The following is a 19,405-nucleotide window of genomic DNA, read 5'->3' as shown; positions in this document are numbered from 1 at the left end:
CGTGATCGCAGCAGTCAACGACGTCTTGCCGTGGTCGACGTGACCGATCGTGCCAATGTTGACGTGCGGCTTATTGCGCTCAAACTTGCTCTTTGCCATTAGTGGCTCTCCATTCTTGTCCCTTGAGGGGAATAATCTTCAAATCTCTGATGGGGCGTACCCCGATCACTTCTGACCGGAGTACTTTGCCTGGATTTCCTGCGCCACGTTCGACGGAACCGGCGAATAGTGATCGAACGTCATCGAGTACTGCGCGCGGCCCTGCGACATGGAGCGCAGGTTGTCGACGTACTTGAACATGTTCGCGAGCGGAACGTGTGCGCTGATCACGATGGTGATGCCACGCGATTCCTGACCCTGGATCTGACCGCGACGCGAGTTCAGATCGCCGATCACGTCACCGACGTAATCTTCAGGGGTGACGACTTCGACCTTCATCATCGGCTCGAGAAGCTGTGCACCAGCCTTCTTTGCTGCTTCACGGAAGCAGGCACGCGATGCGATTTCGAACGCCAGAACCGAGGAGTCGACATCGTGGTATGCGCCGTCGATCAGGGTCGCCTTGACGCCCAGCATCGGGAAGCCAGCGAGCGGACCGGAAGACAGAACGCTTTCGATACCCTTCTGAACGCCCGGGATGTATTCCTTCGGAACAGCACCGCCGACGATCTTGGATTCGAACTTGAATTCTTCGCCTTCAGGGTTCGGTTCGAAGATGATCTTCACGCGAGCAAACTGACCGGTACCACCGGACTGCTTCTTGTGCGTGTAGTCTTCTTCGTGCTGACGCGTGATGGTTTCGCGGTAGGCAACCTGCGGAGCACCGACGGTTGCTTCAACCTTGAACTCGCGACGCATACGGTCAACGAGGATGTCGAGGTGAAGTTCGCCCATGCCTGCGATGATCGTCTGACCGGATTCTTCATCCGTCTTGACGCGGAACGAAGGGTCTTCAGCAGCCAGGCGGTTGAGCGCCAGGCCCATCTTTTCCTGGTCGCCCTTGGTCTTCGGCTCGATGGCGATCTGGATGACCGGCTCGGGGAATTCCATGCGCTCGAGGATAACCGGCTTCAGCGGATCGCAGAGCGTATCGCCAGTGGTGGTTTCCTTGAGGCCAGCCAGAGCAACGATGTCGCCGGCAAAGGCTTCTTCGATGTCTTCACGGCTGTTGGAATGCATCTGCAGCATACGGCCGACGCGCTCGCGCTTGTCCTTGACCGTGTTGATGACCGACGTGCCCTTTTCGAGCTTGCCGGAGTAGATGCGGGCGAAGGTCAGCGAACCGACGAAGGGGTCGTTCATGATCTTGAACGCGAGCATGGAAAGCGGCTCGCTGTCATCGGCATGACGCTCGATTTCGGCTTCGGTCTTGAAGTCGATGCCCTTGATCGCGGGAATGTCCAGCGGCGAAGGCAGGTAGTCGACGACGGCGTCGAGAAGCGGCTGAACGCCCTTGTTCTTGAACGCGGTACCGCAGAACATCGGGTGGAACTTCACGTCGATGGTGCCGCGGCGAACGAGCGAACGGATCTTCTCGTTGTCTGGCATGATGCCGTTCAGGTAGTCTTCCATCGCTTCTTCGTCGATCTCGACAACGGTCTCGATCAGCTTTTCGCGATATTCTTCAGCCTTGGCCTTCATGTCTTCAGGAATTTCGACGACGTCCCACTGAGCGCCGAGCGATTCGTCGCGCCAGATGAGTGCGTTCATCTCGATCAGGTCGATAACGCCCTTGAACTCGGTCTCAGCGCCGATCGGCAGCTGCATGACAACGGCGGTAGCGCCGAGACGGGTCTTGATCATTTCTACCGAGCGGTAGAAGTCAGCACCGGTCTTGTCCATCTTGTTGCAGAAGATCATACGCGGAACGTTGTACTTCTCAGCCTGACGCCAGACGGTTTCCGTCTGCGGCTCTACACCGGCGTTGGCGTCGAGAAGAGCGATGGCACCGTCGAGAACGCGCAGCGAACGCTCGACTTCAATGGTGAAGTCAACGTGGCCGGGGGTGTCGATGATGTTGAAACGGCGCATCTTGCCATCGCGACCCTTCCAGAAGGTCGTGGTCGCAGCGGACGTGATGGTGATACCACGTTCCTGCTCCTGTTCCATCCAGTCCATCGTGGCAGCGCCATCATGAACTTCGCCGATCTTGTGCGACTTACCGGTGTAATAAAGAATACGCTCGGTGGTCGTCGTCTTACCGGCGTCGATATGCGCCATGATACCGAAATTGCGGTAGTCTTCGATTTTATATTCGCGAGCCATAATGGACTGCCTTTCGATATGCGACCGTTTAAGATTACCAGCGGTAATGCGAGAATGCGCGGTTTGCGTCGGCCATCTTGTGCGTGTCTTCACGCTTCTTGACGGCGGAACCGCGGTTGTTCGCAGCGTCCATGAGTTCGCCGGAAAGGCGATCGACCATGGTCGTTTCGTTACGCTTGCGAGCAGCAGTGATCAGCCAGCGGATGGCGAGAGCCTGACGGCGCTCCGGACGAACGTCGACCGGGACCTGATACGTAGCACCGCCAACGCGACGCGAACGCACTTCAACGTGCGGAGCAACGTTGTCGAGGGCGGAGTGGAACACGCCGAGCGGCTCCTGCTTCGTCTTGCCCTGAACGACGTCGAACGCGCCGTAAACGATGCTTTCCGCGACGGACTTCTTGCCGTGAAGCATGATGGCATTCATGAACTTGGTGACGACCAGATCGCCGAACTTCGGGTCCGGGTTGATCTCACGCTTTTCTGCACTATGGCGACGGGACATATTCTTTGTCTCTCAATGTTATTGACGCTAAACCACGCGGAGAACCTCGCGCAGCGCCTGATTGTTGTTGCCGAAAATTACTTCGGACGCTTTGCACCGTACTTCGAACGGCGCTGCTTGCGGTTCTTGACGCCCTGGGTATCGAGAACACCGCGGATGATGTGGTAACGCACACCCGGCAAGTCCTTTACGCGGCCGCCGCGGATCATGACCACGGAGTGTTCCTGAAGGTTGTGACCTTCGCCGGGAATGTAGCCGATGACTTCGAAGCCGTTGGTGAGACGGATCTTGGCAACCTTACGCAGAGCCGAGTTCGGCTTCTTCGGGGTCGTCGTGTAAACGCGGGTGCAAACACCACGCTTCTGCGGGTTTTCCTGAAGTGCAGGAACCTTGTTGCGCTTTACCTGTGCCTGGCGGGGCTTACGGATCAGCTGGTTTACGGTAGGCATATAACCATCCCTTGCAAAAACTACTTTAGCCACCCTCACGGGTGGCGGCTATGCCGTTTCCGGCGACGAAGCACGCATATATCCTCATGCGCAAAACGTGGCCCGATCCGTTTTCACGGATGGACCACCAAGAGCAGAGGACGCCGGATGAGGCGTCTTGCGTGCAACATTCGTGTCTTCTACGTGCAATGAAGCTTCATTTGAGATGATGTCCGGGAAAAACGTTTCCGAACGGCCAGCACAGATAGAGGCTCCGATGGCGGGCGTACTACTGTTTTAGCCAGCTTTCGTCAAGGGCGAATCCGCATTTTGCGCTGGCACCCGCGGCCACAAAGCCTGCGCACAGGCCCTTTGCCCTCTCCTTCTAACATAAGTCGCAGCCGGCAACAGCGATTTTGACCTCCGGCCTTTGGCTTTTCACAAAATCCGTCTATTGATTCCCTCAAGCGGGCCGGAGCTGGCACCGCCGCGCGCAAGACCGATTCCGTCCGGCCCGCATACTCCACAACGACATATCAAGGAACCGCGTCATGACCAACCTCCCCGACAACGACAACGGACGCGACGAGCCGATGGTCTTCATCGTCATCGGCAAGGCCTACGAACACGACAATTCCGAAGGCATCGACATCCACGTCATTCTGCGGGCGCCGGACGACGACACCGCCGTACGCGAAACGCTGAACGCGCTTTCGGAGGAAGGTTTCATCGAAGCCGACCTCGACCAGATCGGCATGCTGACTGAAGTTCCGGACGAAGAGCCGCACGCTTCCGCCTATCAGGGCGCCCTGGAGGGCGAAGTCGCCATCATCCGTTTCGCCTGAGGGACCGCCCTCACCGCGACAAATGCGCCGCCACCGATAAAACGGCACCCGCCCACACCAGGGCGGTTGTCTTCCAGGACTTGATGCCAAGGCCGAAATCTTGCGTGCAGCCACCTTTTCCTGCAAAAGACCTTGGTAAATTTCAATATATTAAGTCACTGATAGATTATATACTTTAAATATAATAGTATTATTTGTATTTCCGTTGAAATATACGAAGATATAAGATTAAATTGATCCCGACGCATGATTTCGGTGGCGGGTTGGATAATATATCTTCGGCAGACATTATAGATGACATTTACGAGGCAGCACTGTTTCCCGATCGCTGGGCGAACGTGATAGCCGCAATCGGCCAACGGCTCGATTTCTGGGGCGGCGCGCTCACCTGGGGCAAAGGCGAGGATGAAGCATGGCTCTATCCGCCCAATTTCCAGGAGCTTATGCAAGCCTTCATGAAGGGCGGCTGGAACCACCGCAACGATCGCCTCACACGCGCTGTCCGCGAGGGCCAATTTTCCTTCGTGCATGATTTCGATATATTTACCCCTGACGAATGGGCGGGGCTGCCAATCGTGCGCGATTTCCTGATGCCGCGTGGACTGGGATATGGGGTGGCAACGCAGGTTGCGCCGCCGGATCATCCCGAAATGACTCTCCTATTCGAACGCAAGCTCGACAGAGGAATCATTGGTCCGGAAACCATGGCGGCACTTGGCCGGCTGAGGCCGCATATCGCCCGCAGCCTCACCCTCGCAACAGGGCTGCAACGCCAGAAAGCAGATGCCATCACGCTCGGCCTCAACGCCATCGGTGCGCCGGCGGCGGTGCTCCAGGCAAGCGGACGCGTTCTTTCCACAAACAACCTGTTCGAGGCGACCAAAAAGTGTATTTCCACCCGCGCCCGCGACAGGATCTTGATCTTGGACGAGAGAATAAACCGGCTGCTCTACAAGGCGCTCGCCGGCGGCAGTGTCAGTTCCCTACCCCTGCCGACAAGCGAAGACAGGGTGTGCATCCTTCACGTCATACCGCTGCGAAAGGACGCGCTGGATTTATCCCCTAACGGCAGCGCGATCGTGCTGATATCGCAACCATCGGACACCGTTGCCGACGTCACGCCGCTTCTGAAGGGGTTATACGATCTCACCAAAGGCGAGGCCCGTGTCGCGCTGGAAATCCTGAAGGGCCTTTCACTTCCCTCCGTGGCAAAGCAACTTCAAATCTCGCACGAAACGGTTCGCAGCAACGCCAAGTCTATCTATGCAAAGACCGGCAGTACGGGCCAGACCGATCTCGTTCGGCGGCTTTCCGTTTTGACGCGCTACACCATCGGTGAGCAGGAAAAACCCCGAGACGGGACTGGCCATGTGAGGGACCAGATCTGACCTTCTAACCCGACCAAAACGAAAAACGCCCGGATTGCTCCGGGCGTTTTTTTACTGAACTTTGGCGGGGCTTCGTAAAGCCCCTGCCTGGACCTGACCTTATTCGGCCGGAGCCGGATCCGTCATGTCCTGCAGCATCTGTGTCGCAGAGCCTGCACCCGTACCCTTGCGGCGTTCCTCGAGAATGAGGTCGTCGCGCGAGGTGGCGATACGGCGGATCTGCGTCATGGTGCCGCCGGTACCGGCCGGGATGAGGCGGCCGACGATGACGTTTTCCTTGAGGCCCTGCAGCGTATCCGTCTTGCCGGCGATCGCAGCTTCCGTGAGAACCTTGGTGGTTTCCTGGAACGATGCGGCCGAGATGAAGGACGGCGTCTGCAGCGATGCCTTGGTGATACCGAGAAGAACCGGATCGCCATAAGCGGGCTTCTTGCCTTCTTCGATCAGGCGGTCGTTGTTGTCGTCAAGCTCGATACGATCGACATTGTCGCCAACGATGTAGTGGCTGTCGCCCGCATCGGTGATCTCGACCTTCTGCAGCATCTGGCGAACGATCACCTCGATGTGCTTGTCGTTGATCACAACGCCCTGCAGTCGGTAGACTTCCTGGATTTCGTTCACGAGGTAGGAAGCCAAAGCCTCTACGCCCTTGATTGCCAGAATGTCGTGCGGTGCCGGATTGCCGTCGAGAATGTATTCGCCCTTCTCGATGTAGTCGCCTTCCTGAAGATGGAAGGGCTTGCCCTTCGGGATCAGGTATTCGACCGGCTCGACGCCGTCTTCCGCAGGCTCGATCATCACGCGACGCTTGTTCTTGTAGTCGCGACCGAGGCGGATCGTACCATCGATCTCAGCGATGACAGCATGATCCTTCGGACGACGTGCTTCGAACAGTTCGGCAACGCGCGGCAGACCACCGGTGATGTCCTTGGTCTTGGCGCTTTCCAGCGGCGAACGTGCAAGCACGTCACCCTGGAAGACCTTCGAACCAGGCTCAACCGACAGGATCGCGTCCACGGAGAGGTGGAAGCGAGCTTCGCCACCGCGGCTAAGCTTTGCGACAGCGCCGGAAGCATCCTTGATGATGATCGCGGGCTTGAGGTCCGAACCGCGCGGCGTCGAACGCCAGTCAATGACCTGACGCTTGGTGATGCCGGTGGATTCGTCGGTGGCTTCCAGAACGGAAAGACCGTCGACGAGGTCCTCGAAGTGAACGGTACCTTCCACTTCCGTCATCATCGGACGGGTGTAGGGGTCCCACTCTGCAAGACGCTGGCCGCGTTTTACCTTGTCGCCGTCATCAACGAAGATCTTCGAACCATAAGCGACACGCTGCGAGGAACGTTCCACGCCGCGCTCATCGAGAATGGTGACCGACATGTTACGGCCCATTGCGATGAGAACGCCATCGGAGTTCCGCAGGATGTTGCGGTTCTTGATCTGGATCGTGCCTTCATACGAAGCTTCCAGGAACGACTGGTCGACCACGTTTGCCGTACCGCCAAGGTGGAAGGTACGCATGGTGAGCTGCGTGCCCGGTTCACCGATCGACTGTGCGGCGATGACGCCAACGGCTTCGCCCATGTTGACCGGAGTACCGCGAGCAAGGTCACGACCGTAGCAGACGCCGCAAACGCCGACCTGCACTTCGCAGGTCAGTGCCGAGCGGATACGGACGGACTGGATGCCAGCCTTCTCGATGATTGCAACGTCGGCTTCGTCGATCAACGTTCTGGCCTTGACGATGTTTTCGCCAGTTACCGGATTGTCGATGTCATCAAGAGCCGTACGGCCGAGGATACGTGCGCCGAGCGAGGCAACGACCTGACCGGCATCAACGATGGCGGTCATGGTGAGGCCCTTGTCGGTGCCGCAATCCACGGAGTTGACGATGCAATCCTGTGCCACGTCGACGAGACGGCGGGTAAGGTAACCCGAGTTCGCCGTCTTCAAGGCGGTGTCTGCAAGACCCTTACGGGCACCGTGGGTCGAGTTGAAGTACTCGTTAACGGTCAGGCCTTCCTTGAAGTTCGAGATGATCGGCGTCTCGATGATTTCACCCGAGGGCTTGGCCATGAGGCCGCGCATGCCGCCCAGCTGGCGCATCTGGTTCGGTGAACCGCGGGCGCCCGAATGGCTCATCATGTAGATGGAGTTCATCGGCTTCTGGCGGCCCGTCTCCGGGTCGAATTCCACAGCCTTGATGCGCGCCATCATTTCTTCGGCGACCTTTTCGGTTGCCTTACCCCAGGCGTCGACAACCTTGTTGTACTTTTCGCCCTGGGTGATGAGACCGTCGTTATACTGCTGTTCGTATTCCTTCACCAAGGCTTCGGTGTCACCGACGATCTTAACCTTGCTGTCCGGAATGACCATGTCGTCCTTGCCGAACGAGATACCGGCGCGGCAAGCGTGAGCAAAGCCGAGCTGCATGATCCGGTCGCAGAAGATGACCGTGTCTTTCTGGCCGCAATGACGGTAGACCGTGTCGATCATCTTGGAGATGTTCTTCTTGGTCATTTCCTGGTTGCAGACGTCGAACGGCACGTTGACGTTCTTCGGCAGAAGTTCGCCGATCAGCATACGGCCAGGCGTCGTTTCATGGATCTTGGAAACCGGCTTGCCGTCAGCATCCACGGTCTTGAAACGACCACGGATCTTGGCATGCAGCGTCACGACCTTGTTTTCAAGCGCGTGATGCAATTCGCCGATGTCCGAGAAGGCCATGCCTTCGCCGGGCTCATTCTGGTTCATGATCGACAGGTAATACAGGCCGAGAACCATGTCCTGCGAAGGAACGATGATCGGATGGCCGTTTGCCGGATGCAGGATATTGTTGGTCGACATCATCAGCACGCGGGCTTCAAGCTGGGCTTCGAGCGACAGCGGCACGTGAACGGCCATCTGGTCGCCGTCGAAGTCGGCGTTGAAAGCCGTGCAGACGAGCGGATGCAGCTGAATGGCCTTGCCTTCAACCAGCATGGGTTCGAAGGCCTGGATACCCAGACGGTGAAGCGTCGGTGCGCGGTTCAGAAGGACCGGATGCTCGCGGATAACCTCGTCGAGGATATCCCAAACTTCAGGCTTTTCCTTTTCAACCAGCTTCTTGGCCTGCTTGACGGTCGAGGAGTAACCCTTGGCGTCGAGGCGGGCATAGATGAACGGCTTGAACAGCTCGAGCGCCATCTTCTTCGGCAGGCCGCACTGGTGCAGCTTCAGCTCCGGACCGGTCACGATGACCGAACGGCCTGAATAGTCGACGCGCTTGCCGAGAAGGTTCTGGCGGAAGCGGCCCTGCTTGCCCTTGAGCATGTCGGACAGCGACTTCAGCGGACGCTTGTTCGCACCCGTGATGACGCGACCACGACGGCCGTTATCGAACAGCGCATCGACGGATTCCTGCAACATACGCTTTTCGTTGCGGATGATGATACCAGGCGCGCGGAGCTCGATCAGGCGCTTCAGACGGTTGTTACGGTTGATGACGCGGCGATAGAGATCGTTAAGGTCGGACGTCGCGAAACGGCCACCATCCAGCGGAACCAGCGGACGAAGGTCCGGCGGAATAACCGGAACGACCTTCATGATCATCCACTCAGGACGATTGCCGGATTCCATGAAGTTCTCAACGATCTTGAGACGCTTCATGAACTTTTTCTGCTTGAGATCCGAGGTGGTCTCGGCAAGCTCGGCACGCAGGTCGCCGGCGATCTTTTCGAGGTTCATCGAAGCCAGCATCTCGTAGATGGCTTCAGCGCCGATCATGGCGGTGAACTGGTCTTCGCCAAACTCGTCAACGGCGATCATGTACTCTTCCTCGGACAGAAGCTGGTTCTGCTTCATCGAGGTGAGGCCGGGTTCGGTAACGATGTAGTTCTCGAAATAGAGAACGCGTTCGACATCCTTCAGCGTCATGTCGAGCAAGGTCGAGATACGCGAGGGAAGCGACTTCAGGAACCAGATATGGGCAACGGGCGCTGCGAGCTCGATATGGCCCATGCGCTCACGGCGAACGCGCGACAGCGTAACTTCAACGCCGCACTTTTCGCAGATGATGCCCTTGTACTTCATGCGCTTGTACTTGCCGCACAGGCATTCGTAGTCCTTGATAGGTCCGAAAATGCGCGCGCAGAAGAGACCATCGCGTTCCGGCTTGAACGTACGATAGTTGATGGTTTCCGGCTTCTTGATCTCGCCGTAGGACCACGACAGGATTTTTTCCGGCGAAGCGATCGAAATCCGGATGGAATCGAAATGCTGCGCAGGCACCTGAGGATTGAAAAGATTCATGACCTCTTGGTTCATGCCTTGTCTCCTTGAGAGGCTAGCTGCTGCCCCTGTTTGCATCTGGACCGGCTTCTTCCCGGGTCACCGTCCAGAGCTTTAAATACGGATTAACCGCACAATGCGGCGAAAGTGTCCCGCGGCAACCATTGGTCGCCGGGGAACCGGCAGGCGCCAACACGGCGCCCGCCTCTCTCATCTTTATTCCGCTGCGTCGGGCAGCTGATCCTCGGGCTGGGTCTCGACCTTCGAGTTCTCCAGTTCGACCGAAAGACCGAGCGACCGCATTTCCTTGACGAGAACGTTGAAGCTCTCGGGGATACCGGCCTCGAAGGTATCGTCGCCACGGACGATCGCCTCGTAGACCTTGGTGCGGCCCGCCACGTCGTCCGACTTGACGGTGAGCATTTCCTGCAGCGTGTAAGCCGCGCCGTATGCTTCCAGAGCCCAGACTTCCATTTCCCCGAAGCGCTGTCCGCCGAACTGCGCCTTGCCGCCCAGCGGCTGCTGGGTAACGAGCGAGTAAGGACCGATCGAGCGAGCGTGGATCTTGTCGTCAACAAGGTGGTTCAGCTTGATCATGTACATGTAGCCGACGGTGACCTTGCGGTCGAACGGCTCGCCGGTACGACCGTCATAAAGAACGGACTGACCGGATTCATGCAGACCTGCCTTCTTCAGCATCGCGGCAACGTCGGGTTCATGCGCACCGTCGAAGACCGGGGTCGCGATGGAAACACCGCGCTTGGCTTCTTCGGCAAGCTTGACCAGCGATTCGTCGTCGAAGCGCTTTACCTCGTCATGCGATTCACTCGCATAGATTTCGGTAAGCTCCGTGCGAAGCTCGCTGATGTCCATCGTCTTGCGATACTCTTCGAGCATCTCGCCGATCTTCTTGCCCATACCGGCGCATGCCCATGCGAGGTGGGTTTCGAGGATCTGGCCGACGTTCATGCGCGAAGGCACGCCGAGCGGGTTCAAGCAGATGTCGACATGCGTGCCGTCTTCGAGGAACGGCATGTCCTCGACAGGAACGATACGCGAGACGACGCCCTTGTTACCGTGACGGCCGGCCATCTTGTCGCCCGGCTGGATCTTGCGCTTCACAGCGACGAAGACCTTGACCATCTTCATGACGCCAGGAGGCATTTCATCGCCGCGCTGGACCTTCTCGACCTTGTCCATGAAGCGCTGTTCAAGGCGCGACTTGGATTCGTCGTACTGGCCGCGAAGTGCTTCCAGTTCGGACTGGGCCTTCTCGTCTTCGACTGCAAACATCCACCACTGCGAGCGGGGATATTCGGAGACGACGGCGTTGGAAAGCTCGACGCCCTTCTTGAAGCCCTTCGGACCGGCGATGGAAACGTGACCACGCAGCATGTCGATCAGGCGGCCGTAGACGTTACGGTCGAGAATTGCCTGTTCGTCGTCGCGGTCCTTTGCCAGACGTTCGATCTCTTCGCGCTCGATTGCCATCGCGCGCTCGTCCTTCTCCACACCGTGACGGTTGAAGACGCGGACTTCCACAACGGTACCAAACGTGCCCGGAGGCATGCGCATGGAGGTGTCGCGAACGTCGGAAGCCTTTTCACCGAAGATGGCGCGCAGAAGCTTTTCTTCCGGCGTCATCGGGCTTTCGCCCTTCGGCGTGATCTTGCCGACGAGGATATCGCCCGGCTGAACTTCCGCACCAATGTAAACGATACCGGCTTCGTCGAGGTTCTTCAGCGCTTCTTCCGAAACGTTCGGAATGTCGCGCGTGATTTCTTCCGGACCAAGCTTCGTGTCACGCGCCATCACTTCGAATTCTTCGATGTGGATGGAGGTGAACACGTCGTCGGAAACGATACGTTCCGACATCAGGATCGAGTCTTCGTAGTTGTAGCCGTTCCAGGGCATGAACGCGACGAGCGCGTTACGGCCAAGAGCCAGATCGCCGAGGTCGGTCGACGGACCATCAGCGATGATGTCACCCTTGGAGATGATGTCACCGACAGCGACCAGCGGACGCTGGTTGACGCAGGTGTTCTGGTTCGAACGCTGGAACTTCTGCAGACGGTAAATATCGACGCCCGACTTGCCGGCATCGAGTTCTTCCGTAGCGCGGATAACGATACGGGTCGCATCCACCTGGTCGACGACACCGCCGCGGCGAGCCGCGATGGCAGCGCCGGAGTCACGCGCGACGATCGGTTCCATGCCTGTGCCGACGAACGGCGCTTCCGCCCGCAGAAGCGGAACGGCCTGACGCTGCATGTTCGAGCCCATGAGAGCGCGGTTGGCGTCGTCGTTTTCCAGGAACGGAATGAGAGCCGCTGCGACCGAAACGAGCTGCTTCGGCGAAACGTCCATCAGGTTAATGTTGTCGCGCGGTGCGAGCATAACTTCGCCCGAGTGACGGCAAACAACGAACTCTTCAGTGAAGGCGCCTTCGCCATCGAGCTCGGCATTGGCCTGTGCGACGTAGTACTTGGCCTCTTCCATAGCGGAGAGGTAGATAACGTCGGTCGTCACCTTGCCGTCGATGATCTTGCGGTACGGGCTTTCGATGAAGCCGTACTTGTTGACGCGGGCAAAGGTGGCAAGCGAGTTGATCAGACCGATGTTCGGGCCTTCCGGCGTTTCGATCGGGCAAATACGGCCGTAGTGGGTCGGATGAACGTCGCGGACTTCGAAGCCGGCGCGCTCACGGGTCAGACCACCCGGTCCAAGAGCCGAAAGACGGCGCTTGTGGGTGATTTCCGAAAGCGGGTTCACCTGGTCCATGAACTGCGACAGCTGCGAGGAACCGAAGAATTCGCGAACGGCGGCAGCTGCCGGCTTCGCATTGATCAGGTCCTGCGGCATCACGGTGTCGATTTCGATCGAGGACATACGTTCCTTGATCGCACGTTCCATGCGCAGAAGGCCGAGGCGGTACTGGTTTTCCATCAGCTCGCCGACCGAACGCACACGGCGGTTGCCGAGGTTGTCGATGTCGTCGATTTCGCCCTTGCCGTCGCGCAGTTCGACCAGCATCTTGACGACAGCGAGGATGTCTTCCTTGCGCAGCGTGCGCACGGTGTCTTCCGCGTCGAGGTCGAGACGCATGTTCATCTTCACGCGGCCAACAGCCGAGAGATCATAACGTTCTGCATCGAAGAACAGCGAGTTGAACATCGCTTCTGCCGAATCCATGGTCGGCGGCTCACCCGGACGCATGACGCGGTAGATGTCGAACAGCGCTTCCTGGCGGTTCTGGTTCTTGTCCGCATGCAGCGTGTTGCGGATATAGGCGCCAACATTGACGTGGTCGATGTTGAGGACCGGAATCTCGTCAAAGCCGGACTGAAGAATGAGGCCAAGCGTCTTTTCGTCGATTTCGTCGCCGGCTTCGAGATAGATCTCACCCGTCGAGTAGTTGACGATGTCTTCGGCAAGGAAGTTGCCATAGAGGTCTTCGTCAGTCGCCTTAAGTGCCTTCAGGCCCTTGTCTACGAGCTGGCGGATAAGACGCGGAGTCAGCTTCTTGCCACCTTCGACAACGACTTCGCCGGTGTCGGCGTCGATCATGTCGGTGATGACCTTGGCATTCTTCAGCGTTTCAGGCTGGAACGGAATGCGCCAGCCATCGCCGGAGCGCTCGTAGGAAGCCTTGCTGTAGAACGTCGACAGGATTTCTTCACCATCCATGCCAAGCGCCATCAGGAGCGAGGTCACGGGCAGCTTGCGGCGACGGTCGATACGCGCATAGACGATGTCCTTGGCGTCGAACTCGATGTCGAGCCAGGAACCGCGATACGGGATGACGCGGGCAGCGAACAGAAGCTTGCCGGAAGAATGGCTCTTGCCCTTGTCGTGGTCGAAGAATACGCCCGGCGAACGGTGCATCTGCGAAACGATGACGCGCTCTGTACCGTTGACGATGAACGTGCCGTTATTGGTCATGAGCGGCATGTCGCCCATGTATACGGACTGTTCCTTGATGTCCTTGATGGACTTCGCGCCTGTATCCTCGTCGATATCGAACACGATGAGGCGCAGCGTCACTTTCAGCGGCGCTGCATAGGTCAGATCGCGCTGACGGCATTCCTCGACGTCAAACTTCGGCGCTTCGAATTCGTAAGACACGAATTCGAGCATGGATGCGCCGGAAAAATCGGTGATCGGGAATACGGATTTGAATACGGCATTCAATCCCTCGTCGGGACGGCCACCCTTGGGCTCGTCAACCATGAGAAACTGGTCATACGAAGCCTTCTGAACCTCGATGAGGTTCGGCATTTCCGCTACTTCTGGAATTTTGCCGAAAAACTTGCGTACGCGCCTGCGACCGTTAAACGAAAGGGTCTGAGCCATCGTCGCTCCTTTAAAATTGCATCCGGGCCTGCAACGGACGGGAACCGATGGCCAGTCGATCCCGTCAAGCAATGGGTGTCATCAATCTCGTTCCACATCCCGGATCGATCAGGCCGGATTGCCTAGATGAGCCGGTTCGGAACCATTCTCTTGAAGAACCCATTACCCAAAAGCCATTTTCACGCGGCTTTTGGGTAATAAGTTTTAAAACGATGACGACGGAAAGGGGCATGAAGCCCCTTCCCGCCAGCAATCGCAAGATTACTTAACGTCGACCTTGGCGCCAGCGTCTTCAAGCTTCTTCTTGAGGTCAGCAGCTTCAGCCTTAGAAACAGCTTCCTTGACAGCCTTCGGAGCGCCTTCAACGAGGTCCTTAGCTTCCTTCAGGCCGAGACCCGTGATAGCGCGGACTTCCTTGATGACGTTGATCTTGTTGGCGCCAGCGTCAACCAGGATCACGTCGAATTCGGTCTTTTCTTCTTCAACGACAGCAGCAGCGCCAGCACCGCCAGCAGCAGCAACAGCTACCGGAGCAGCGGCGGAAACGCCCCACTTTTCTTCGAGAAGCTTCGACAGTTCTGCAGCTTCCAGAACGGTCAGGGTGGAGAGGTCTTCAACGATCTTTGCGAGATCAGCCATTTTGATAGTTCCTTTTGTTCAGTTCGAACCAGTTTGAATAATTACAGCGAAAAACCGCCTTAAGCGGCTTCGTCCTTCTTGGCGTAAGCCGAGAACACCCGTGCAAGCTGGCTTGCAGGTGCTGCGACAACCGTGGCGACGCGAGTTGCCGGGGCGTTGAGTAGGCCCAGCAGCTTTGCGCGCAGCTCGTCCAGCGAAGGCAGGGTCGCAAGCGACTTGACTGCTTCGGCGTTGAGCGTGGTTGCGCCCATGGAACCGCCGAGAACAACGACTTTATCGTTGGTCTTTGCGAAATCCATGACGACTTTCGGAGCAATCATAGGGTCGACGCTGTATGCAATCAGCGTCTGGCCCTTGAAGAGATCTGTCATCCCTTCCGACTCCGTGCCCTGAAGAGCGATCTTGGCCAGGCGGTTCTTCGCGACCTTGACGGTGCCTCCGGCAGCGCGCATTTTCGAACGGAAGTCGTTCATTTGCGCAACGGTGACACCAGCATAGTGGGCCACGACAACCGAACCGGAAGCCTTGAAGACTTCGTTCAGCTCCGTGACGAATTCGCGTTTTTCCGCTCTTTCCACTGTCTGTCTCCAGTAGACGGGGCCACATAAGTGTGAACCCGTCGGGTTTGCCTTTGCCCCAAGGGACCTTTTTACAAAGATCCCAAGCGACGCTCGAGGATCCTGTCCCCCGCTCTGTCGCCGCAAACGGCTTCAGGCACAGGCACACCAGGTTCGAACCGGACAGTCAGGCATCTGCGATGCCTCAAATCCAGCCTCACCCGTCTCATGCAGGTTGAATGATTAAGGCCAAACCCCGAAGGACATGGCCACCCGCAATCTCGGACAGGAGTTCCGGGTTTCCCCGGAAATCTCCGGCTCCCTGAGAGCCGGAAATTCTTTTAATCACGCTCCCCGACAGGGAAGCACGAGAATTGATTAAGCCGTAACCGACGAAGGTTCGATCTTGACGCCCGGACCCATGGTCGAGGAGATGGCAACGCGCTTGACGTAGTTGCCCTTGGCACCCGTCGGCTTTGCCTTGATGACCGCATCGGCAAAAGCCTTGATGTTTTCTTCAAGAGCCTTGGCGTCGAACGAAGCCTTGCCAATACCAGCGTGTACGATACCGGCCTTTTCGACGCGGAACTCAACAGCGCCGCCCTTGGACGCCTTGACGGCGCCGGCAACATCCATCGTCACCGTACCGACCTTCGGGTTCGGCATCATGCCACGCGGGCCGAGTACCTTGCCGAGACGGCCGACGAGCGGCATCATGTCCGGGGTCGCGATGCAACGATCGAAGTCGATCTTGCCGCCCTGAACGATTTCAACCAGCTCTTCTGCGCCAACAACGTCAGCACCAGCAGCCGTGGCTTCATCAGCCTTGGCGCCACGTGCAAAAACGGCGACGCGAACGTCACGGCCCGTGCCGTTCGGCAGGTTGACAACGCCGCGAACCATCTGGTCCGCATGGCGCGGGTCAACGCCGAGGTTCATCGAAACTTCAACGGTTTCGTCGAACTTGGCGACCGCACGTTCCTTGACCATCGAAATGGCGTCGGTGAGAACGTAGAGCTTGTTAGGATCCACACCTTCGCGGATCTTCTGAATACGCTTTGCTACCTTGGCCATGATCAACCTACTACTTCCAGGCCCATGGCGCGGGCAGAGCCCTCAACCATTGCCATTGCGCCTTCGATATCGGCAGCATTCAGATCCTTCATCTTGGCTTCAGCGATCGTCTTGACCTGAGCCTTGGTGATGGAGCCAACCTTGGCGCCCTTACCAGGCGTCTTGGAGCCGGAGGTGATCTTTGCTTCCTTCTTCAGCCAATAGGTCATCGGCGGCTGCTTCATGACGAAGGTGAAGGACTTGTCCTGGTAATAGGTGATGACGACCGGAATCGGCATACCCTTTTCCATTTCCTGCGTGGCGGCATTGAACGCCTTGCAGAATTCCATGATGTTGATGCCGCGCTGACCAAGTGCAGGACCGATCGGCGGGGACGGATTGGCCGACCCTGCCTTCACCTGCAGCTTGAGCTGGCCCATAACTTTCTTAGCCATATCTCTCTGCCTTTCAATTCAAACCGGTTTCCCGGCTTCTCTCTAGCCGGATCGCTCCGGCGGCTGCGGTTGCGTGGTGCGGCGCCCTGCCCCGGCTATGGGAGCCCGTTTGCCTTCCACGCGATTGGGGTTTCACCCCTCCAGTCAGACCTTCTCGACCTGACTGTATTCCAGCTCGACCGGCGTAGCGCGGCCGAAAATCGAAACTTCCACCTTCAGGCGCGAACGCTCTTCGTCGACATCCTGAACAACGCCGTTGAACGACGCGAACGGACCATCGGAAACGCGAACCTGCTCGCCGACCTCGAACGAAACCGAAGACTTCGGACGCTCAACACCTTCCTGAACCTGACCGAGGATACGATCGGCTTCATAATCCGGAATCGGAACAGGCTTATTGTCCGAACCGAGGAAACCGGTCACCTTCGGCGTGTTCTTGATGAGGTGATAGGCCTCATCCGTCAGGTTGGCGCGCACAAGCACGTAACCTGGAAAGAACTTGCGCTCGCTGTCGACCTTGCGGCCACGACGCACCTCGACAACCTTTTCGGTCGGAACGAGGATTTTCTCAAAAAGATGATCAAGACCCTTCTGACGAGCCTTCTCTTCGATCGACTCAGCGACCTTCTTTTCGAAGTTCGAATATGCGTGAACGATATACCAGCGCGCTGCCATTTTTATTCTCCGTTCAATCCGTTACCGGCCGACGTTCAGCACGAGGCTAAGCACCCAGCCGATGAGCTGGTCAGCAGCAAAAAAGAACAGAGCCGCAAAAATGACCATCACAAGCACCATAGCCGTCGAAATCATGGTCTCGCGGCGCGACGGCCAAGTGATTTTAGACGCTTCGGCGCGAACCTGCTGCAGAAACGTAAACGGATTGGTTTTGGATGCCATTGACTGCCCACGCAATTACGGCGCGTAAAGCCGAACTAATCAGCCCCACGCACCGCGTGTCTGTTTTGACCTTACATAAACACCGATTCCAGTTTTAACAAGAGGAAATCGACATTCGGCGAAATTCGCCGGAAAACCGGCACCCATCTGCCATGCAGCGAAGACCGCGCTTGCGGATGGAAAGTGGCAGGGGCAGTAAGGCTCGAACTTACGACCTGCGGTTTTGGAGACCGCCGCTCTACCAACTGAGCTATACCCCTTTAACACCTCAGCCGACCACGAAAATCACTTGGCCGCTTCGGTATGCGTTCCCTTTAAGGCGCACGGAAAAGAATGGCAAGCGCTTTTTATTCGCTTTCGGAAGAAACTGTTGACGCCCTCCCCGCCACGTTTTTTCCTCGGCCGCTTAACCGGTTACCCCCAAGCCCGTCACTTCAACGAACCCCTCTGCGACATCCAAATGCGCTGGTTTGATACCTTTCGCAACCGACCTTTAATCTATTACGGCTCAAGCGCACTGCGATTGGACCTGATCAACTGACGCTCCCGATACTTGCGCTTGAAGTGTGCGACGTTGCGCGTCACCGAACGCCGCCATTTACGGATTGTCGCCAGCGAAAAGAATCTGTCGAGTTCTTGCGCCACACCGCGCCAACCACGGCGTTTCTTAAAGCCATAATTGCTGCGGCCAAATCCCGAATGGCTGACGCCGGTTTCGGCCAACCACGCCATGATCGCGCCCTGATCCTTATAAAAGATACTAATCTCCGCCTCTGTCCGGAAACCCGCATAACCTTGCGGTAGTTTTTTATAGCAGGACAACCGCTTGACGGTCGGATTGAAGGTGAAGCTATGCCAGACACGATGCGCGGTCGGCGGTATTCGCCAATACCCTATATCTTCAACTGCCTGCGCCTTGCGTCGAATGTCACGGGGCATGTCGTCATCGGTTCTGAGTTGAACGAGCGCCACCTGCGGGTCCCGCTTCAGTATTTCGATGCCCCTGCCCACAACCTTAGAAACAGGAAATGCCCAGTCGTCTTCGAGATGCAGGATGTAAGGGGTTTGCACTTCCGAATATGCCCGGTCGATAGAGCGGTGCTGCCCAATGTTGACGCCGTTCAAAATGACGCGGATCGGTTGCTCTGGATACCGCGCCGGAATCGCCCACACCGATTCGTCGTCAGAGTCCTCGATAATGATAAATTCTCGTAGCGGGTAATCATTAGTAGAGAAGAAGCTATCGAGAGTTCCGATGAGAAGATCAGGACGGCGGCAGCTGGTGAGCACAACAGTTAAATCGGACATGAAGTCGTCTCGGAAGAAAACTGGCCGATGAAAACAAGCCAGCCAAGCCTAGGTTGATGTCGCCTCGTCTACGCCAGACGCATTACAGGCGAATAATGATCGCCAGACCTCGGGGAAATTATTCAAAAGAAGAATACATTATAACCCCTCAAATATAGCGCGTGCGCTATGAGCATAAATCGAAATACGACATCCGATTACATCTTCACATTAGAAAAATATACGAATCTTTCAACTATATAAATTTACAAAAATCAATTTTTACATAAAAAAACGGCGGTGCCGAAGACACCGCCGTTTTAGAACTAGATTTTTAAATCCGGCGAAACCGCCGTCTTTCGAAGATTACTCGACGATAGAAGCGACGATGCCGGCGCCGACGGTACGGCCGCCTTCGCGGATAGCGAAGCGCAGCTTTTCTTCCATCGCGATCGGAACGATCA

Annotated in this window: 17 protein-coding genes and 1 tRNA gene; 2 read left to right on the top strand and 16 right to left on the bottom strand. The window is 57.1% G+C overall.

Going from position 1 to position 19,405, the window contains the following annotated elements:
- The 4 genes from ACQZ63_RS27190 to rpsL form a co-directional block, all read right to left on the bottom strand.
- On the bottom strand, positions 1-99 hold a 99-nt coding region (locus tag ACQZ63_RS27190; RefSeq protein ID WP_141681087.1), incomplete at its 3' end, for a GTP-binding protein.
- A gap of 66 nt (positions 100-165) precedes the next feature.
- Positions 166-2,265, bottom strand: coding sequence for an elongation factor G (gene fusA / locus ACQZ63_RS27185; RefSeq protein WP_003519335.1), 2,100 nt, complete (start codon positions 2,263-2,265; stop codon positions 166-168).
- A 34-nt stretch (positions 2,266-2,299) separates the two neighbouring features.
- Complete coding sequence (gene rpsG, locus ACQZ63_RS27180) at positions 2,300-2,770, bottom strand: 30S ribosomal protein S7 (protein WP_003507761.1); 471 nt, start codon at positions 2,768-2,770, stop codon at positions 2,300-2,302.
- Positions 2,771-2,847: 77 nt separating this feature from the next.
- Positions 2,848-3,219, bottom strand: a complete 372-nt coding sequence (gene rpsL / locus ACQZ63_RS27175) for a 30S ribosomal protein S12 (RefSeq protein ID WP_003507760.1) — start codon at positions 3,217-3,219, stop codon at positions 2,848-2,850.
- A gap of 530 nt (positions 3,220-3,749) precedes the next feature.
- On the opposite strand from rpsL, the gene ACQZ63_RS27170 reads away from it, so the two are divergent.
- The gene (locus tag ACQZ63_RS27170) at positions 3,750-4,043 is read left to right on the top strand and encodes a hypothetical protein (protein WP_003519341.1); all 294 of its coding nucleotides are present in this window, start codon (positions 3,750-3,752) and stop codon (positions 4,041-4,043) included.
- 263 nt (positions 4,044-4,306) lie between these two features.
- Positions 4,307-5,431: a helix-turn-helix transcriptional regulator gene (locus ACQZ63_RS27165; RefSeq protein ID WP_111804927.1), complete on the top strand. Its 1,125-nt coding sequence runs from the start codon at positions 4,307-4,309 to the stop codon at positions 5,429-5,431.
- Positions 5,432-5,530: 99 nt separating this feature from the next.
- Here ACQZ63_RS27165 and rpoC read toward each other — a convergent pair whose 3' ends face one another.
- From rpoC to ACQZ63_RS27105, 12 genes are all read right to left on the bottom strand, one after another.
- A complete protein-coding gene (gene rpoC / locus ACQZ63_RS27160; protein ID WP_003519344.1) occupies positions 5,531-9,736 on the bottom strand; it encodes a DNA-directed RNA polymerase subunit beta' in 4,206 nt (1,401 codons plus the stop codon).
- 180 nt (positions 9,737-9,916) lie between these two features.
- Positions 9,917-14,053, bottom strand: a complete 4,137-nt coding sequence (rpoB, locus tag ACQZ63_RS27155; protein WP_013636439.1) for a DNA-directed RNA polymerase subunit beta — start codon at positions 14,051-14,053, stop codon at positions 9,917-9,919.
- A gap of 64 nt (positions 14,054-14,117) precedes the next feature.
- Complete coding sequence (locus tag ACQZ63_RS27150; protein ID WP_153793990.1) at positions 14,118-14,285, bottom strand: hypothetical protein; 168 nt, start codon at positions 14,283-14,285, stop codon at positions 14,118-14,120.
- Between the two features lie 29 nt (positions 14,286-14,314).
- Positions 14,315-14,692 carry a 50S ribosomal protein L7/L12 gene (rplL, locus tag ACQZ63_RS27145; RefSeq protein ID WP_003519347.1) on the bottom strand — a complete coding sequence of 126 codons (378 nt, stop codon included), beginning with the start codon at positions 14,690-14,692 and terminating at the stop codon, positions 14,315-14,317.
- Positions 14,693-14,751: 59 nt separating this feature from the next.
- Positions 14,752-15,270, bottom strand: coding sequence for a 50S ribosomal protein L10 (rplJ, locus tag ACQZ63_RS27140; protein ID WP_003519348.1), 519 nt, complete (start codon positions 15,268-15,270; stop codon positions 14,752-14,754).
- Between the two features lie 357 nt (positions 15,271-15,627).
- Entirely contained in the window at positions 15,628-16,323 is a 696-nt protein-coding gene (gene rplA, locus ACQZ63_RS27135; protein ID WP_003519350.1) for a 50S ribosomal protein L1, read from the bottom strand.
- A 2-nt stretch (positions 16,324-16,325) separates the two neighbouring features.
- Complete coding sequence (rplK, locus tag ACQZ63_RS27130) at positions 16,326-16,757, bottom strand: 50S ribosomal protein L11 (RefSeq protein ID WP_003519352.1); 432 nt, start codon at positions 16,755-16,757, stop codon at positions 16,326-16,328.
- 144 nt (positions 16,758-16,901) lie between these two features.
- The gene (nusG, locus tag ACQZ63_RS27125; protein WP_003519353.1) at positions 16,902-17,432 is read right to left on the bottom strand and encodes a transcription termination/antitermination protein NusG; all 531 of its coding nucleotides are present in this window, start codon (positions 17,430-17,432) and stop codon (positions 16,902-16,904) included.
- Between the two features lie 21 nt (positions 17,433-17,453).
- Positions 17,454-17,654 carry a preprotein translocase subunit SecE gene (gene secE, locus ACQZ63_RS27120; protein WP_003507689.1) on the bottom strand — a complete coding sequence of 67 codons (201 nt, stop codon included), beginning with the start codon at positions 17,652-17,654 and terminating at the stop codon, positions 17,454-17,456.
- Positions 17,655-17,838: 184 nt separating this feature from the next.
- Positions 17,839-17,914 (bottom strand) — tRNA-Trp (locus ACQZ63_RS27115).
- 241 nt (positions 17,915-18,155) lie between these two features.
- On the bottom strand, positions 18,156-18,962 hold the full coding sequence (locus ACQZ63_RS27110; protein ID WP_113556441.1) for a glycosyltransferase: 807 nt from the start codon (positions 18,960-18,962) through the stop codon (positions 18,156-18,158).
- A 345-nt stretch (positions 18,963-19,307) separates the two neighbouring features.
- Positions 19,308-19,405: EF-Tu C-terminal domain-related protein (locus ACQZ63_RS27105; protein WP_131614796.1), on the bottom strand; the 98-nt coding region annotated here is incomplete at its 5' end.

It is taken from the genome of Agrobacterium sp. CG160-95 (assembly GCF_053521725.1).
Note: the sequence above shows the minus strand (reverse complement) of the source record. Positions and strands in the feature narration are given on the sequence as shown.

Bases quoted from the DNA above. Each gene is read 5' to 3' on its own strand.
- rplL (WP_003519347.1), bottom strand. From the start codon at position 14,692: ATGGCTGATCTCGCAAAGATCGTTGAAGACCTCTCCACCCTGACCGTT.
- rpoC (WP_003519344.1), bottom strand. From the start codon at position 9,736: ATGAACCAAGAGGTCATGAATCTTTTCAATCCTCAGGTGCCTGCGCAG.
- ACQZ63_RS27110 (WP_113556441.1), bottom strand. From the start codon at position 18,962: ATGTCCGATTTAACTGTTGTGCTCACCAGCTGCCGCCGTCCTGATCTT.
- secE (WP_003507689.1), bottom strand. From the start codon at position 17,654: ATGGCATCCAAAACCAATCCGTTTACGTTTCTGCAGCAGGTTCGCGCC.
- rplK (WP_003519352.1), bottom strand. From the start codon at position 16,757: ATGGCTAAGAAAGTTATGGGCCAGCTCAAGCTGCAGGTGAAGGCAGGG.
- rpsL (WP_003507760.1), bottom strand. From the start codon at position 3,219: ATGCCTACCGTAAACCAGCTGATCCGTAAGCCCCGCCAGGCACAGGTA.
- ACQZ63_RS27170 (WP_003519341.1), top strand. From the start codon at position 3,750: ATGACCAACCTCCCCGACAACGACAACGGACGCGACGAGCCGATGGTC.
- rpsG (WP_003507761.1), bottom strand. From the start codon at position 2,770: ATGTCCCGTCGCCATAGTGCAGAAAAGCGTGAGATCAACCCGGACCCG.
- rpoB (WP_013636439.1), bottom strand. From the start codon at position 14,053: ATGGCTCAGACCCTTTCGTTTAACGGTCGCAGGCGCGTACGCAAGTTT.
- ACQZ63_RS27150 (WP_153793990.1), bottom strand. From the start codon at position 14,285: ATGCCCCTTTCCGTCGTCATCGTTTTAAAACTTATTACCCAAAAGCCG.
- fusA (WP_003519335.1), bottom strand. From the start codon at position 2,265: ATGGCTCGCGAATATAAAATCGAAGACTACCGCAATTTCGGTATCATG.
- nusG (WP_003519353.1), bottom strand. From the start codon at position 17,432: ATGGCAGCGCGCTGGTATATCGTTCACGCATATTCGAACTTCGAAAAG.
- rplA (WP_003519350.1), bottom strand. From the start codon at position 16,323: ATGGCCAAGGTAGCAAAGCGTATTCAGAAGATCCGCGAAGGTGTGGAT.